We start from the raw sequence: 16,305 nt of genomic DNA on the forward strand, positions 1-16,305 counted from the left end.
CGGCGTCAGCCCGCGACGACGTCGTAGCCGGCCGCCTCGATCGTTTCCACGACCTTGTCGCGGGGCATCTGCGTCTCGATGCGCGCGGTGCCGCTGGCCAGGTCGATCTCGGCGCTGGAGGCGGGGTCGGCGGCCGCCAGCGCCTTCTTCACCGAGGCGACGCAGCCGTTGCAGGTCATGCCGTCGATCTTCACTTCGATCATGGTCTTGAGCTTTCGTTCGTGCCGCCGATGGCGGGTGTGACTGTTCTTCGAAAGGAGAATGGGGCTTCCAGCAAGGGGAAGGTCAAGCGGCGGTTTGCCGGCGGGAGGAGCTCCCGTTGTCGATGTTTCTCGCCTCCCGAGGGCTCTGTTGGAGGGCGGGGGGCTGGAGACTCGGAAGAATCGTCGTATTCAGTCACTATTCGAGGTAGGTTTGATTCGGCTTCGGCGGAAGCACGGACTTGGCCGGACGAGCATGGCACGCGCGACAAGCATCTTCATTTTCCTCTGTATGGGGGTGATCGCGGCCTCCGTTGCTGCGATCATGATGTTCCAGTTCTCTCGCCCCGTGGGCGAGGCGCTGACGCTCGGCCTGTCGCTCCTGTGCACCATGATCGTCGTGCATCTGGTCTTTGCCCGCCAGCGCGACCGCGGCGACATGGCCGAGAAGGTCGCAGCGCTCGAGGAGCGCGTGCTCGAAGTCGACGAGGACGTCAGCAATATCGAGGGCCGGCTGACCGGCATGGAGACCAATCTTCCGCGCCGCACCCGCGAGGAGATCGACCCGCTCTTCGCCGAGGTCGAGGTGCTGGGCAGCCTCATCAAGCAGATGGCCGAGGCCATGGCCGGCATGGAAGACCGCATCGACGAGCAGGATGCGCGCCAGATCGCGCCGCCCCCGCCGCAGGAGCGCTTCGCTGCCTACGAGGAGCCGCGGGCGCTCGGCTACAGCCAGCAGCCCTCGACCCATTCTCCTCATCCGGGCCAGGCTCCTTATCCGGGACAGCAGGGCCAGGGCTATGCTGCCCAGGCTCCCATGCCCCACACCCAAATGCAGCCGCAGGGCTATGGGCAACCGCAGCATGGCGGCGAGGCTCCGGCGGTCCGCGGTCCGGCTCCCGGCGAAGGGCCGCACGGCGCGCGCGCTCAGGAGAGCGCCGGTGCGCTGCATTCGCCGGCGATGGCCCGTGCGCGCGAGGACGCAAGGCCCGATCCCGAGCTGCGCCGGGTGATCCAGGACGCGCTCGACAACAACCGGGTCGACCTGTTCCTGCAGCCCATCGTCACCCTGCCGCAGCGCCAGGTTCGCGACTACGAGGCGCTGACCCGCATTCGCGACGCGCAGAACAACTATCTGGAGCCGGTCGACTTCATCGCCGAGGCGACGCGCGCGCGCATGATGCCGGCCATCGACAACCTGATGCTGTTCCGCGCCATCCAGGTGCTGCGCCGGCTGTCGAGCCGCAATCGCCGCTCCGGGCTTTTCGTCAACCTGTCGATCCAGACGCTGGTGGACGAGCGCTTCTTCCCCGGCTTCCTCGACTTCCTGCGCGCCAACGAAGGCTTTTCGGGGCTGTTGACCTTCGAATTCACCCAGAGCGACGTCAACGAGATGGGCGCGCTGGAGCTTGAGAGCCTCGCTGCCCTGCACGAGCTCGGCTACCGCTTCTCCATGGACCGGGTGCGCGATCTGAAGATGGACTTCAAGGTCCTGTCGGATCGCGGCTTCCGCTACATGAAGCTGCATGCCAGCCGCCTGATCGGCAACGAGCACATGCCGGCGAGCCACATCCATCCGGCCGACCTTGGCGACCTGCTGCGGCGCTATGCGATGGAGCTGATCGTCGATCATGTCGAGACCGAGGCCCAGGTGCTGGAGGTGCTCGACTACGACGCCCGCATCGGCCAGGGCTACCTGTTCTCGCCGCCGCGGCCGGTGCGCCCGGAAGTGCTGCAGGCGCGTCCGCCGCAGCGCAATCTGCGCCGCGCTGCCGAGTAGGTCTCCGTCCCCTGAGGATCGAATGAAAAAGCCCCGCCGGATCGGATCCGGCGGGGCTTTTCATGTTTGCTCGGAAAAGGAGAAGGAGGCGCGCTGCCTTCAGCTCTTCTCCGGTCCGACGGTCACCACCAGCGGGTCCACGCCCTTGAGGATGCGGGCAGCGACAGCCCGTACCTGCTCCAGCGTCACCGCCTCGATCAAGCTGTTGCGCTCGTCGATATACTCGGGGCCGAAGCCTTCGACCTGCAGGCCCAGCAACTGGTCGGCGATCTTGTCCGAGGTGTCGAAGCGCAGAGCGTAGGAGCCGGTGAGATAGGCCTTGGCCTTGGCCAGCTCCTCGGCGCTCGGCCCCTTGTCGGCCATCCGCGCCATCTGCGCACGGATCACCTCGACGGATTCGTCGGCGCGGTCGGAGCGGGTACCGGTCACCGCCATCCACATGCCGGCATGCTGGTAGGGCACCAGATAGGAGCCGACGGAATAGGCAAGGCCACGCTTCTCGCGCACTTCCTCGAACAGCCAGGACGAGAACACGCCGCCGCCCAGGATGTGGTTCATAACGAAGGCCGGAATGAAGTCCGGATCGTCGCGCTTCAGCGCCGGCAGGCCGATGCGGATGGCGGTCTGCGGCACGTCGAGCGGAACATGCTCCATCTTGCCGGTGGTCATGGTGACATCGGCCACGTCGGTCAGCTTGCCGGCCTCGGGCAGCGCGCCGAAGACGCTGTCGAGCAGCGGTGCCAGGCGCTCGGCGTCGATGGCGCCGACCACGGCGATCTTCAGCCCCTTGCGGGCGAAGATGTTGCCATGCAGCTGCTCCAGGTCCTGCGGCGACAGGCCGGCGACGCTCTCTTCGCTGCCGCGCGCGGCCCGGCCGTAGGTGTGGTCCGGATAGGCGAGCTCGGCCCAACGGCGCCCGGCGATGGCATCGGGGTCCTTGGCCTCGCTGCGCAGACCCGCGATGATCTGCCGCTTCATCCGGGCAACAGGCTCCTCGTCGAAGCGGGGCTCGGCAACGGCAAGCCGCAGCATCTCGAAGGCATCGTCGACATTCGGCGTCAGCGTGCGCATCGAGCCGTAGAAATTGTCGCGGCCCGCATCGAAGCCGATGCGCACCGACAGGTCCTCCAGACGGGTCTGGAACGCCTGCGAATCGAGATCGCCCGCGCCTTCGTCGAGGGTCGTGGAGAGCAGGTTGGCGAGCCCTTCCTGCCCTTGCGGATCTTGCGAGGCCCCGCCCTCGAAGGCGAACTTGATGGCGACGATCGGCACCGTGTTGTCCTCGACCAGCCAGGCGGTGAGGCCGCCGGGCGTGGTGATCTCCTGGATCTCCATGGCCGCGAGCGGGCGCGGGGTGGCGGCGACAGCGGTGACGACGAGCGCGAAGGCCAGAAGCCCGCGGCCGAGGGCGGTAAGCAGGGTCATCGGCGAGGTTCCGTGCGAAGAGGCGGGGGAGGCGGCGAAGCGGCGGCTCATTGCTGCACCTCCTGCGTGGCCGCCGGCTCCTGCTGTGCGGCATCGGCGGGCGCCGCTGCTGCCTGCTCCGGTCCGCGCAGATAGGCGGTGATCGGCAGGGAAGCGAGATGCGCGGCGGCCGCGGCCTTCACGTCGTCGGCGGTGATCGACGAGATGGTCGAGGGCCAGTTGCGGACTTCCTCGATCGTGCCGCCGGTGGTCAGCGAGGCGCCGAAGATCCGCGCCAGCGTCGACTGGCTGTCCTGCGCATAGAGCGCGGAGGAGAGAAGGCTCTTCTTCGCCCGTTCCAGTTCCTCGGCGGTGATGCCGTCGCTGGCCACACGCTTCAGCACGTCGAGCGAAGCTTCGCCCAGGTCCTGCAGACCGGTGCCATCCGCCGGAACCGCGTAGATCATGAAAGTGCTGTCGTCGAGCGCACCGGAATTGTACCAGCTGCCGGCCGACGAGGCGACGCCCTTGTCGATCACCAGCTCCCGGTAGAGGCGGCTGGTGCTGCCGCCGCCGAGCACCTCGGACAGGACCTGGAGCGCTGCGGCCTCGTTGCCGGTGGCGGTGTTGTAGCTCGGCACGACCCAGGCCTTGCGCATGTTCGGCTGGTTCACGCGCGGGTCCGAATAGGTGACCTCGCGCGCGCCGGGCAGAACCTGGGCCTTGGCCCGCTCGCGTGCACCCGGTTCCGCGCGCCGCGGCACCTTGCCGTAGGTCTCCTCGGCCAGCTTGCGGACCTCGTCGGCGGTCACGTCGCCGGCCACGACCAGGATCGCATTGTTCGGCGTGTAGAAGCGGTCGTAGAAGGCGATGGCGTCCTGGCGGTCGAGCGCCGAGATTTCATCCGGCCAGCCGATCACCGGCGTGCCATAGGGGTGGTTGACGAACAGCATGCTGTCCAGCGTCTCGCTGAGCATCGAGCCGGGATCGCTGTCGACGCGCTGGCGGCGCTCCTCCAGCACCACATCGCGCTCCGGCAGCACCACCTCGTCGCTGAGCACGAGGTTCTGCATGCGGTCCGATTCCATCTCCATCATCTCGCCGAGATGCTCGCGCGCCACGCGCTGGAAATAGGCGGTGTAGTCCTGCGAGGTGAAGGCGTTTTCCTGGCCGCCGATCTCGGCGACGCGCTGGGAAAACGTATTGCCCGGATGCGCCTTGGTTCCCTTGAACATCAGGTGCTCGAGGAAATGGGCGATGCCCGACATGCCCTCCGGCTCGTCGGCGGCGCCCACCTTGTACCAGACCATGTGGGTGACCACCGGCGCGCGGCGGTCGGGGATGACCACGACTTCCAGCCCGTTGTCGAGGGTGAAGGCGCTCATGTCGCCGCCGATCCGGATGTCGGCGAAGGCGGCGGCATCGGCGGCTTGCGTGGTCTGCGCCGTGGCGCCGGCAAGCGGGGCAGCCGCAAGCATCGCGGCCACGACAAGCGTGCCGGCACAGGCCGAGACGCTGCGCAGCAGTCGGCGCGTCAGCGGTGTGTTGCGCAAGCTGCGGCGGGTTTGTCCTGAGAGAGGCGACAAGGTTCGATCTCCGGAAATGTTTCTCCCTGCCGATGACTTATAGGCAGGCGGGCCGCAAAGGACCCGTGAACTTTTCGTAAGGTCCGTTGCACGTGATGGCGCGTGAGATAGCGCATGCGCGTGCGGCGACAACAAGGCCAGCCCGGGGCGCCCAGCAAAAAGGCCGGAGCATTGCCCCGGCCTTGCAAAAGGTGAAATCGTCGTGATTGCGGGATCAGCGCAGTGTCCGCGCCGACTGGCCGCTCATCAGGCGCTCCATGTCGGTGACTTTCGGCTGGTCGTCGACCTTGCCGACCTGCGGCAGAGGCGCGCCGGCGGCCGGGGTCGAATAGGTGACCGGCGGCTCGATCAGGTAGCGGCGCACCGGATTGCCGTTCTCGTCGAGGACGGCAGTCTCCTTGCGGGCGACGCCGACGCGCTGGTTCAGCTCGTTCGGCTTCATGCGCGCGTCTTCGAGCCGGTTCTCCAGCTGGATTTCCTGCTGGATGTTGCGGTTCTGGCTGCCGGTGGCGAGCTCCTTGATGCCGCGCGACTGGTAGATGTCGCTGCGTCCGCGCTCGTCGATGTCGCGGGTTTCGCGATAGGCCTGCTGGATCCGCTGGAGATCGGTCTCGCCCTGCTCGGGCCAGTTGGCGATCTCCTTCTTCTCCTCCGGCTGCGGCAGATCGGTCATCTTGGTCGGCATGGCCAAGGGCGCGCGCGGAGCGTATTCGATCTTCTGCTCGGACCGGGCGTCGACGGCGCCGAGGCCTTCCATCAGCTTGCGGACCATCGCGACGTCCGGTGCCTCGTCGTTGCTCGAGCCGTCGTTGAAGCCGTCGGCGCCGTGCTGGCAGCCGGCAAGCACGAGCGCGGCGGCGCTGGCGAGCAGCAGGGCACGGCCGCGCCGGCCGGCATGACGAAGGGTGGTTGCGGTCCAGGGTCGACGCGACACGTCAGCTATCCTTCAAGGCTCTTGCGCGGGAAGCCCGCGTCCCGGGGGCGAAACGCCTCTCCGGCAGTTCGGACCCGGACTGTCCGGGAAGGACTGGCCGGGTCGGGCGGTCTCGCCGGTGCGGCCGTCCTTGGGACAACCTGCGTCGGCTTGGGTCCGGGCACGCCGGCGCATCAGATGCTGCGGCTACTCAGACGAGGTTTTTGCGGCATCATTAGGGCCGCCGACGAAACTGTCATACAGCAGAGCCGCCACCCCGGCAACGATCCAGACATCGGCGAGGTTGAAGACGTACCAGGAGAACTCGCCGACATGGAAATGGAAGAAGTCGGCAACGGCGCCATAGGCGATGCGGTCGATACCGTTTCCCAGCGCTCCGGCGATCACCAACGCAAAGCCCGCGGCCTGCAGCCGGCGCGTCGCCTGGGCGCCCCAGATCCAGAACAGGATCGTGATGACCACCGTGACACCCACCAGCAGCCAGCGGCCGAGACCGGCCTCCTGCTGCAGCAGGCCATAGGAAATGCCGTAGTTCCACACCATCACCAGGTCGAAGAACGGGGTGAGGGGGACGCGGCCGCGGGCGGCGATGTCGAAGCCGAAAAGCATCCAAAGCTTGAAACCCTGGTCGATCGCCATGCCGAGCGCGGCAATGATGAGGATCAGGGCGCTGGAGGGGCCCCACGGGCGGATCTTGGTCATGGGTTGTCTCGTCTCGCTCAATCGGGCGGGCCGGTGCGGTTGATGCGCGCGGCCAGTTCCTCCTGGCTGCGGCGGTTCTCGCGGCGGGCGATGTAGATGCCGCTGCCGACGATCAGGGCGATGCCGATCCAGGTCGGGCCGTCGGGAAAATCGCCGAACACCAGGTAGCTGAACACCGTTGCACTGACGATTTCCAGATAGTTGAACGGCGCCAGAACCGAAGCGGGCGCCGCCGCGAAGGCCTTCACGATCAGCCCGTGCGCGAAGAACGACAGCGCACCGACGACGGCGAGCAGGCCCCAGCCCGGCAGATCCGGCATCACGGCGACCGCAGGCTGGTAACCGGCGATATTGCCGGCAAGGAACAGCGTGGCGAGCAGCATCACCCCGCCAAGACCGGCCGTGAACTGCACGCAGAGCATGCCGCCTTCGCCGGACAGCTTGCGGGTGATCACCAGATAGAGCGCGAAGAGCAGGGCGGCGCAAAGCGGCAGCAGCGCGGTCAGGCCGAAGTTTTCGAACCCCGGGCGGATGATGATGGCGACGCCGACAAGGCCGACGAGGACGGCGATCCAGCGGCGCGGCCCGACCTGCTCCTTCAGGATCACCGCGGAAAGCACGGTCAGGATCATCGGTTCGACGAAGAAGATGGCGATGGCGTCGGTCACCGGCATCGTCTCGATGGCGGTGAAGAAGCAGACCGTGGCGCCCGACAGGAAGAAGCCGCGCAACAGGTGCGGCCACAGGCGCGGCGCCCGCAGCACCGCAAGGCCGGGGCCGATCGCCGCGGTCAGCAGCGCGAAAACCATCTGGAAGCCGAAGCGGGCAAGCGCGATCTGCAGCGGCGGCTGTGTCTCCGTCAGATACTTCGCCGTGACGTCCATCATCGGCACGAGCAGCATGGCAACGCTCATCAGGGCGATGCCGCGCATGACCTCGGCGGCCGGCACGCTGGCCGCGCTGTCGCTCATCTGGGCGGGCCGTTCACGGCAAGGTCGATGGGACCCAGCGGGGCAAGGCTCGCCAGCACGGCGCGCGCCTCGGCACTGTCCCGGTCCATCTGCGCGATCAGCGCCTCGACGCTGTCGAACCGCTCTTCCGCGCGCAGCCGCGCGGCCAGCATCACCTGCAGGGTCTGACCGTAGAGATCGCCGGAGAAGTCGAACAGGAAGACTTCCAGCAGCGGAGCGCCGTTGTCGAAGGTCGGCCGGCGGCCGAAGCTGGCAACGCCGTCGATCCAATCGCCGCCATTGGCGCGTGCACGCACCGCATAGATGCCGTGGGCGAGCTCGGTTTCCGCCGGCAGCGCCAGGTTGGCGGTCGGGTAGCCGAGGTCGCGGCCGCGCTTTTCGCCGTGGCGCACGTCCGCCGCCACCGACCAGCGATAGCCGAGCAGCGCGTTGGCCTCCACCACGTCTCCGGCGGCAAGGGCCGCGCGCACCCGGCTGGAGGAGACGGCCTCGCCCGCCTCGTCCGTAGCGGCCGTCACGATGGTGACGCCGAAGCCGTCGGACTGCCCGGCGGCGCGCAGGAAGTCCGGCGTGCCGCGCCGGCCGCGGCCGAAATGGAAATCGTAGCCGGTCACCGCGTGGCGGATATGCAGCTTGTCGCGCAGGATCTCGTGCACGAAGGCTTCGGCCTCCAGTCCGGCAAAGGCGCGGGTGAAGGGCAGGCTGACCATGCCGTCGAGCCCGGTCGCGGCCATCACGCGCGCCTTCATCGGCTCCGGCGTCAGGCGGAAGACCGGCTTGTCCGGGTTGAACACGGTGCGCGGATGCGGCTCGAAGGTCAGCGCGAAGGCCGGCACCGACTGGGCGCGGGCAATCTCCAGCGCCTCGCCGAGCACCGCCTGATGCCCGCGATGCACCCCGTCGAAATTGCCGATCGCCACCACGCCGTCGGCAAGGGCGGCCGGAAACTCCGCCAGATCGCTGACGACGGGAAAGGCTTCGGAAACGAGATCTGTCATCGGCGTCGAGGGCTTGCCGGACGCACCGGATGGCGCGCGGGGCGAGGGGCGAATGGGCGCGCCGCCTCCCGGCGGCACGAAACTGCCGGCGGACCCTGCCCATTCGCCCGAAAAAGGTCAAGCGCCGCGAGTGTGCCGGAACGTCCCGACGCTTTCGTGGCGGCGTCGCATCAGCCGCGCGGGTCGCCCTCTTCCTGTTCGGCGCGGCTCGGCACCTTGACCACCGCCTCTCCTTCCAGGACCACCGTGTCGCCGACGGCGCAGCGGCAGTCGAGGCGGGCGCGGTTGCCCTTCTCCATCAGTTCGCTGACGGTGACCGTCACCGTGACTTCGTCGCCGATTCGCACCGGCGCGCGAAAATTCAGCGTCTGCGAGAGATAGATCGCGCCGGGCCCGGGCAGCCGCGTTCCCAGCACTGCCGAGATCAGGCTGGCGGTGTAGAGGCCATGGGCGATGCGGGTGCGGAACGGCGTACGCGCGGCGAAGTGCTCCGACAGGTGGATCGGGTTGCGGTCGCCGGAAACCTCCGCGAAGCCGATGACATCTGAAGAGCTTACAGTTTTCGTCAGGGTTTCGCTGAGCCCCGGTCTGAGATCTTCGTAATAGAGCGTCTGCAACGCCAGCATCGGTCTCCTCCGTCCTTGCTCCCTTGGCAGGAGGGGACGCTAGACGCTGGCGGAGCGGCGGGCAATTAAGCTTTCGTGTCAGATCTAGCAAGGCGCATTAACGGAGTTTTCAGGGGAGCCGGGTAGTGTGGCAAGGCGTGGGGAGGCGGGGACACGGCCAAGTGTCTTCCTCCTGGAGATTTGAAGAAGCATCAGACGCCCGCTCAAGCGGGTCGGGCAGATTGACAGTATGGAGTAGACAATGGCCCTGGATGTTCAGATGCCGGTCCTCGTGGTGGACGACTACAAGACCATGATCCGCATCATCCGCAACCTGCTCAAGCAGCTCGGCTTCGAAGACATCGACGATGCTGCCGATGGCACCGAAGCGCTGGAGAAGATGAAGCAGCGCCGTTACGGACTGGTGATCTCCGACTGGAACATGGAGCCGATGACCGGCTACGAGCTGCTGAAGCAGGTCCGCGCCGATGCCGGCCTCTGCAAGACGCCGTTCATCATGGTCACGGCGGAATCCAAGACCGAGAACGTCATCGCCGCCAAGAAGGCCGGCGTGAACAACTACATCGTCAAGCCGTTCAACGCGCAGACGCTGAAGGGCAAGATCGAGGCGGTCTTCTCCGACTGATCCGGACACTGTCCGGACTACAGGGCTCTGCAGGGAGCTGGCGGCATGGCCGCCGGAGAGCTGGAGAACCGCGTCCGCGTTCCGGGCGCGGATGGATGATGCGCGGCCGCAAAGGGCCGCGCCAATAGGAAAAGATCCCATGGGCGCTTTGGAAAAGAAGGATCTCGCTCAGCTCATCACCTTCCTGGAACAGAACCGGGACCGTCAGGGCGATGTGACGCTGAACGATGTGATCGACCTCGCCGAGGTCATGACCGGCTCTATGCGCGAGTTCCTTCACGCCGTGCAGCCGACCATCACGGCCGAATTGACGGCGATCGCCGACGAGATCTCGCGGCTGAAGGTCGAGATCGTCAATCTGCGCCCCAACGACATGAAGAACAACCAGATCCCGGAAGCGGGCCGGGAACTGGATGCCATCGTCGAGTCGACCGAGTCCGCCACCCATACGATCATGGAAGCGGCCGAGACCATCATGGCCGCCGGCGACATGGACCACGATGCCTATCAGGGCCTGGTCAACGACAAGATGATCGAGATTTTCGAGGCCTGCGCCTTCCAGGACATCACCGGTCAGCGCATTTCCAAGGTGGTCAACGCGCTGAACGCCATCGACAGCCGCGTGTCGGCCTTCGTCGAGCGGCTGCGCATCGCCGAGAGCGATGATGCGCCGCTGGAGGAGACCGACGAGGAGCGCCGCCGCCGCGACCTGATCCTGCACGGCCCCCAGCACGCCGGTGAAGGCGTGTCGCAGGCCGATGTCGACAGCATGCTGTCGGATGCCCAGGACGAGATCGACCGCCTGTTCGGCTGACGCCGGACAGGGGGAGAAGAGACACGGCAAAACGGGAGGGGAGCACCCGTTTCGCGCGTCCGCCAAGAGACGCGATCCTGCCTGGCCGGCGCCCCCGCGAGCGGCCGGAAACTGAAAGAAAGGCCGGATCATCCGATCCGGCCTTTTTTCATGCGTGGCTGCCGATCAGTGTCGGAAAGCTGGCTTGCCCCGATTACTGCTGCGGCTGCAACTGGGCGTCGGTTTCCGCCGTTACGACCACGGCGGCCGGCGGTGCCGCGGCAGGGGCAGCAGGCGATGCCGGAGCGGCATTCATGTAGAAGCGCTGGCCGTTGATCTCCACGAACTGGTTGCCGCTCGCATCCGTCTGAATGATCGGCTGGGCCTGCTGCGCGGGCGCTGCCTGTCCGCCGGGTGTTGCTGCCGGCTCCGGCTGCTGCAGGAGCGCCGGTGCGGTCGAGGCGGGCACCGGTCCCTGGCTGTCGGTACTGTTCGAACCGGCCAGCGGCGGGAACCCGCCTGTCGGCTGGGAGCCGGCTCCCGAGACTGCGCCGTTGACCAGCGGGAAGGCCGCTGATCCGGCAGCGGCTGTTGCGGGCTGCTGCGCCGGTGCCGGGAAGGCAGCCTGCTGGCCTTGCTGAGGGAAGCCCTGCTGCGGAGCCGGGAAGGCTGCCTGCTGGCCCTGCTGCGGGAAACCGCCTTGCTGGGGAGCCGGGAAAGCGGCCTGCTGTTGCCCACCCTGCGGGAAGGGCTGCTGCATGGCCGGGAAGCCCTGCTGTGCCTGATAGCCGCCGACCGGCATGCCATAGGCCGGCTGTTGCTGCGGCTGCTGCTGCTGATAAGCCGGCATCGTGCCCGGCTGCATGTAGGGTGCCGGCTGGGCCGGAGCGGTCGCCATGCTGTTGCCGGAATTCACGCGCGCGAACAGCACGCTGGCCTGCTCGGAGGTCAGCTTGCCGTTGGGCACCGCGTTGATGCTCATCTGGAACTCGGTCACCGCCGAGCGCGTCTTGCGGCCTGGCGCGCCGTCCACCGGCCCGGCATCGAAGCCCAGCCTGTTGAGCGAAGCCTGCACGTTCATCCAGTATTCGCGCTCGGCCGCGCTTCGGCGCGGGCGCTGCGGCGCGGAGCGGTAGACCCTGCGCTCACGCGGCCGGTTCATCTGGCTGCCGATGATGGCGCCGGCGGCAAAGCCGATGATGCCGGCGGCAACGCCTTCTCCGCCGGCATGGGCCGGCTCCGGAGCGGTGACGGGAATGAGGGCGAGGCTGGCCGCCGCGACGAGAAGACTAGTTTTTCTGAACATTGCTCTGCAGGGCTCCTTGCTTGAGATTGACGAGCCATTGGGCGGTCGACATGTCCTGCTCGGCTGCGAAAAGACTGATCATGCGGTCGAGTTCGGAACTGCTGAGAGCCATCGCTCCAATCATCGAAACACAGCTTTGCGGAAAGACTTCATAGTAAAACGCGCCGTAGCGTCGGCTGCTGGCCTTCTCGGTCCGGCCGATATTGGCGCCGCGAAACTCCTGCACATTGCGCAGGAGGAAAGAGAAATGGTCGAAGGTCGGCGGCATCTGTCCCGCGACGAACATGATGTAGCGACACAGGAAATCCTGGTTGGCGCTGCGCTCGTGAGCATCCTGCCGCCGGCTGGTCAGCGTCATCGAAAGCGCATCGAGAAAGTTGAAGGGCTGGCTGTCGAGCCGCGCCTCGGGGATCTTGTAGGCGTCCTCGAGATCGAGCTCGTAATAGGCCTGCAGCCTTGTGAAATGAGACAGCGGAAAGGTCTCGGAGCCGAGCTGCAGCCCGTTCTGGGAGAACCAGTTGAGATCCTCCATGGAATAGCGGCTGCCGAGATTGGCGATCAGCGCCAGCGCCGGAGACGCGACCTCCTCCGGCCGTGCCGACAGGTCGAGGCCGCGCTGCATGTAGAAGGAGATCGCCTGCGGCGCGACGCCCTGCGCCAGCATCGTCGTTGCCAGCCCGCACCAGCGGTCGGTGATGCGGGTGCGGTAATCCCAGCACCGTTCCCGGCCGTTCATGTCCACGGGCGCGAGGGCCGAGAGATAATCGTGCAGGCGTGCCACCTGCTCGACATTGGCGAAGTCGAGAGGGCGCGTGTCCGAGCCGCGGGTATTGTTCGCGAAAAGCGCCTTGAGAAACAGATCGCCGGTGTCGAGTTCCGCTGCCGTGACCAGCCCGTTCTGCAGGAAGAACTGCGCGTTGGTCAGGTCGTTGTTGACGACATAGGTCTGGAATGTCTGCAGCGGCGTCGTGCCGTCCTGTGCGCCAGCCGGGCCGGCAAGGCCGGCGGCCGCGGCGAGCAGTGCCGCGCGGGTCGCCGCCCGTCGCAGGATCGGCAGCAGGTCTGCAAGAAGTCGCATGAAGCCCCCCAGCCTCGCGTCTCGCCAAGTCCGATGGGGAGCAGCTAAACCCCTTCCCCTAAGTCAGCATATCCCCGCAGTTGCGACATGCAAACAGAAGATGTGCCGGCAATGGCGGTTTTTCGCGATCTTGCGAGGGGGCAGGGACGCGCAACTACCAGCGCAGATGCGGTACGGCCGCGCGCGCAGCCAGTCCTTCCTCGGCCAGTCGCCGGCGGACCAGCGCCTCGTCGGGCGCCTCGACCGGGCCGAAGTCGGCGCCATGGATGCCACCGGTGATGAACAGCACGTCGATCTCGTTGGCGACGGCGCCGCGGATGTCGGTCGGCAATCCGTCGCCGATGGCGAGGATCTGCTCGCGGGCCACCTGTTCCCCGGCGATCTTCGCCACGCGCGCCATGGCCTCCTCGTAGATCGGGGCATGCGGCTTGCCGAGAATGGTCACCGTGCCGCCGATATCCTCGTAGAGGCGGGCGATGGCGCCGGCGCACCAGACCAGCCGGTTGCCGCGCTCCACCACGATGTCCGGGTTGGCGCACAGGAACGGCAGGCCGCGCGCTGCCAGCCGCTCCAGCAGGGGACGATAGTCTTCCGGCGTCTCGTTCTCGTCGTCGTGGAAGCCGGTGCACACCACCTGCTCGGCCTCGTCCTCGCCGACGAGACGGATGTCGAGCCCCTCGAACAGGGTAAGGTCGCGGGCCGGACCGATATGGAACGCCGGCTGCTCGCGGGTGGCGGCCAGCAGGCCGCGCGTCACGTCGCCCGAGGTCACCACATCGTCGAACACGTCGAGCGGCACGCCGAGCCCTTCGAGCTGCTTGAGAACGGAGCCGGTCGGGCGCGGCGCATTGGTGATCAGCACGGCGATCCCGCCGGCATCCCGGCGGAAGCGCGCCAGCGCCTCGCAGGCCTCGGGAAACGCCGCGACACCGTTGTGCAGCACGCCCCACACATCGCACAGGACGGCACGGTAGGACGGCGCCAGGGCGGAAAGGCCGGGAACGAGAAGCGGGGCGGGCTGGGTCATCAGTGTCTCTTTTCGGCAGGCGGAACGGGCGCAGTGCAGGGCGGTATGCCGGCGGACCATAGGCGATCCCCGGCAAAAAGGACAAGACGCCAACGCGGCCGGCCCGGCCTGCGCAAGAAAAGTCGCCCTGCCTTGCGTGTTGCCGCTGCGTCAAACGTTTGCGCTTAAGAGATTGTTCAGCATGTGTTGCTCAACCTCCGGTGAAGACTCGGTCACCTATGAATATTCAAATTTGTGTAAGTAATACTCTTTCCCTTCCAGCCCTGCCGACCGGTCGCCCAGAGGATCACGCATGAAGACGATACGAGCACGCATGATGCTGGTGACGATTTCACTGGCATTGCTTGGCGCGATTTCCGCTTTCGCCATCTCGCAATGGGTGGCCGGAACCCTGACGGAGACGGCCTTGCAGCGCGAGGTGGCCGGCGCCAAGCGCCAGTTGCAGGCGCAGATCGAGGCGGAAAGCCGACAGGCCCTGTTGCTGGCGAAGGTGGTGGCCGGGCAGACATCGGTGCAGCAGCGCTTCGCGGCCGGCGACCGCGACGGACTGGCGGGCGAGTTCGTGCCGGCCTTCAACGCGCTCAAGGAGCAGTTCGGCATCCGGCAGTTCCAGTTCCACCTGCCGCCGGCGACGTCGTTCCTGCGGGTCCACAAGCCGGAGAAGTTTGGCGACGACCTGTCGTCCTTCCGCGCGACGGTGGTGGAGACCAATGGCGGCGTGAAGGACATTTCCGGCCTGGAGAAGGGCGTCGCCGGCATCGGCAATCGCGGCGTCGTGCCCATCGTCGTCGACGGCCAGCACAAGGGCTCGGTCGAGTTCGGCCTCGAGTTCCACGAGATGTTCGTCGCCGACTTCACCGAAAAGACCGGCTATCCGCTCGCGGTGCTGCGGTTCGGTGCCGAGGGCGGTGATGCGCTGGAGGTGATCGGCAACCGCCTGCCGGCCGACATGGACCCGCTGTCGCTGGCTGCCCAGACCGCCGGTGGCGGCATCGTCTCGGCCTCCGGCGATTTCTATGTCGACCAGGTCAATGTCGGCGACTATTCGGGCAATCCCATCGCCGTTGCGGTGATCGCGGTCGACCGCAGCGCCTATGCCGGCATCGCCGACATGGCGCGCGCGGCCGGCATCGGCGTCGGCCTGCTGCTCTTGGCGATTGCCGGCGGCGCGGTCGTCTTCGCGGTGCGCTCGATCTGCAATCCGCTGCGCACCGTCACCGGCCAGATCATGGAGCTGGCGGCGGGCGAGACCGGTTTCGAGGCCGCGGGCCGCGACCGCTCGGACGAGATCGGCGACATCGCCCGCGCCATCGAGGTCTGCCGCGACAACCGCATCGAGCAGGAGCGGCTGGAGCGCGCGCAGCATGGCGACCGGCGAGAACGCGACGCGCGCCAGCGGCAGGTCGACGAGCTGATCAAGGGGTTCCAGTCGACCGCACAGGAGGTGCTGGCCGCCGTCGACCACGCCAATGCGAGCCTGGAGACGACCGCCCGCACGCTGGAGACGGTCGCCGCCTCGAGCGCCGAGCAGGCGGACGGGGCGTCCTCCGCCTCGCGCGAGGCGTCCGGCAACGTGCAGTCCGTAGCGGGCGCGGCGGAAGAACTGTCCTCCTCGATCCGCGAGATCTCGGAGCAGGTCGAACGCACCACGACCGTCGTCACCCGGGCGACCGACAGCACGAGGGCGACCAACCAGAAGGTTGCGGGTCTTGCCGCCTCCGCCGCCAAGATCGGCGAAGTGGTCACACTCATCCAGGCGATTGCCGAGCAGACCAACCTGCTGGCGCTCAATGCCACCATCGAGGCGGCGCGCGCCGGCGAGGCCGGCAAGGGCTTTGCCGTCGTCGCGGCGGAGGTGAAGCAGCTCGCCGACCAGACTTCGCGCGCCACGGGCGAGATTTCGGGCCAGATCGTGGCGATCCAGTCGGCGACGACCGAGACGGCCAAGGCCATTGCCGAGATCGCCACCACCATGGACGAGGTCAACGACCACACCAGCGCTATCGCCGCGGCCGTGGTGCAGCAGGGCGCGGCGACGACGGAGATCAGCTCAAACATCCAGCTCGCCGCCTCCCGTACACGCTCCGTGGTCGACAGCATCGGCGAGCTCGACACGGCGGTGGAGGAGACCAACCGCTCGGCCCAGCAGGTGCTGGGGGCGACCGGCGAGGCAGCGCACCACACCGCGCGTTTCCGCCAGGAGATCGAACGGTTCCTGAAGAATGTGGTCGCCGCCTGAGCGCAGCGAACCCGCATCTCCAGGATCGCAACCGAA

At 67.1% G+C, this 16,305-nt stretch carries 15 protein-coding genes; 4 read left to right on the forward strand and 11 right to left on the reverse strand.

Features of this window, described 5'->3' with window-relative positions:
- Window positions 1–5: 5 nt before the first annotated feature.
- Complete coding sequence (locus tag BBX35_RS12635) at window positions 6–203, reverse strand: heavy-metal-associated domain-containing protein (RefSeq protein ID WP_067220566.1); 198 nt, start codon at window positions 201–203, stop codon at window positions 6–8.
- 253 nt (window positions 204–456) lie between these two features.
- Here BBX35_RS12635 and BBX35_RS12640 point away from each other — a divergent pair, with 253 nt between their 5' ends.
- Window positions 457–1,980: an EAL domain-containing protein gene (locus tag BBX35_RS12640; RefSeq protein WP_067220569.1), complete on the forward strand. Its 1,524-nt coding sequence runs from the start codon at window positions 457–459 to the stop codon at window positions 1,978–1,980.
- 99 nt (window positions 1,981–2,079) lie between these two features.
- On the opposite strand, the gene BBX35_RS12645 is transcribed toward BBX35_RS12640, so the two are convergent.
- From BBX35_RS12645 to BBX35_RS12675, 7 genes are all read right to left on the reverse strand, one after another.
- Window positions 2,080–3,456 (reverse strand): M16 family metallopeptidase, encoded by a 1,377-nt coding sequence (locus BBX35_RS12645; RefSeq protein WP_067220571.1) that lies wholly within the window; start codon window positions 3,454–3,456, stop codon window positions 2,080–2,082.
- Window positions 3,453–4,862 carry a M16 family metallopeptidase gene (locus tag BBX35_RS12650; protein WP_083206316.1) on the reverse strand — a complete coding sequence of 470 codons (1,410 nt, stop codon included), beginning with the start codon at window positions 4,860–4,862 and terminating at the stop codon, window positions 3,453–3,455. Before BBX35_RS12650 ends, BBX35_RS12645 begins: the two co-directional genes overlap by 4 nt.
- A gap of 322 nt (window positions 4,863–5,184) precedes the next feature.
- Complete coding sequence (locus tag BBX35_RS12655) at window positions 5,185–5,904, reverse strand: hypothetical protein (RefSeq protein WP_067220574.1); 720 nt, start codon at window positions 5,902–5,904, stop codon at window positions 5,185–5,187.
- Between the two features lie 186 nt (window positions 5,905–6,090).
- Window positions 6,091–6,606: a signal peptidase II gene (gene lspA / locus BBX35_RS12660; RefSeq protein WP_067220577.1), complete on the reverse strand. Its 516-nt coding sequence runs from the start codon at window positions 6,604–6,606 to the stop codon at window positions 6,091–6,093.
- 17 nt (window positions 6,607–6,623) lie between these two features.
- Window positions 6,624–7,577 carry a DMT family transporter gene (locus BBX35_RS12665; RefSeq protein ID WP_067220580.1) on the reverse strand — a complete coding sequence of 318 codons (954 nt, stop codon included), beginning with the start codon at window positions 7,575–7,577 and terminating at the stop codon, window positions 6,624–6,626.
- Window positions 7,574–8,575, reverse strand: coding sequence for a bifunctional riboflavin kinase/FAD synthetase (locus tag BBX35_RS12670; RefSeq protein WP_067220582.1), 1,002 nt, complete (start codon window positions 8,573–8,575; stop codon window positions 7,574–7,576). The genes BBX35_RS12665 and BBX35_RS12670 overlap by 4 nt, the downstream gene beginning before the upstream one ends.
- Window positions 8,576–8,745: 170 nt before the next feature.
- Complete coding sequence (locus tag BBX35_RS12675) at window positions 8,746–9,201, reverse strand: MaoC family dehydratase (protein ID WP_067220585.1); 456 nt, start codon at window positions 9,199–9,201, stop codon at window positions 8,746–8,748.
- Between the two features lie 241 nt (window positions 9,202–9,442).
- On the opposite strand from BBX35_RS12675, the gene BBX35_RS12680 reads away from it, so the two are divergent.
- Both BBX35_RS12680 and BBX35_RS12685 read left to right on the forward strand, forming a co-directional pair.
- On the forward strand, window positions 9,443–9,826 hold the full coding sequence (locus tag BBX35_RS12680) for a response regulator (protein WP_067220588.1): 384 nt from the start codon (window positions 9,443–9,445) through the stop codon (window positions 9,824–9,826).
- A 139-nt stretch (window positions 9,827–9,965) separates the two neighbouring features.
- Window positions 9,966–10,640 (forward strand): protein phosphatase CheZ, encoded by a 675-nt coding sequence (locus BBX35_RS12685; RefSeq protein ID WP_171901445.1) that lies wholly within the window; start codon window positions 9,966–9,968, stop codon window positions 10,638–10,640.
- Window positions 10,641–10,833: 193 nt separating this feature from the next.
- Here BBX35_RS12685 and BBX35_RS12690 read toward each other — a convergent pair whose 3' ends face one another.
- The 3 genes from BBX35_RS12690 to BBX35_RS12700 form a co-directional block, all read right to left on the reverse strand.
- Window positions 10,834–11,925: a peptidoglycan-binding domain-containing protein gene (locus BBX35_RS12690; protein WP_067220591.1), complete on the reverse strand. Its 1,092-nt coding sequence runs from the start codon at window positions 11,923–11,925 to the stop codon at window positions 10,834–10,836.
- Window positions 11,909–13,003 carry a hypothetical protein gene (locus BBX35_RS12695; RefSeq protein WP_067220593.1) on the reverse strand — a complete coding sequence of 365 codons (1,095 nt, stop codon included), beginning with the start codon at window positions 13,001–13,003 and terminating at the stop codon, window positions 11,909–11,911. The genes BBX35_RS12690 and BBX35_RS12695 overlap by 17 nt, the downstream gene beginning before the upstream one ends.
- Window positions 13,004–13,157: 154 nt before the next feature.
- Window positions 13,158–14,030 carry a TIGR01459 family HAD-type hydrolase gene (locus tag BBX35_RS12700; protein WP_067220595.1) on the reverse strand — a complete coding sequence of 291 codons (873 nt, stop codon included), beginning with the start codon at window positions 14,028–14,030 and terminating at the stop codon, window positions 13,158–13,160.
- Window positions 14,031–14,322: 292 nt separating this feature from the next.
- On the opposite strand from BBX35_RS12700, the gene BBX35_RS12705 reads away from it, so the two are divergent.
- Window positions 14,323–16,269, forward strand: a complete 1,947-nt coding sequence (locus BBX35_RS12705; protein WP_067220597.1) for a methyl-accepting chemotaxis protein — start codon at window positions 14,323–14,325, stop codon at window positions 16,267–16,269.
- The last annotated feature ends 36 nt before the right edge of the window (window positions 16,270–16,305 follow it).

Origin of the sequence: Stappia indica, from assembly GCF_001696535.1 — a bacterium.
GTDB classification, from domain to species: domain Bacteria; phylum Pseudomonadota; class Alphaproteobacteria; order Rhizobiales; family Stappiaceae; genus Stappia; species Stappia indica.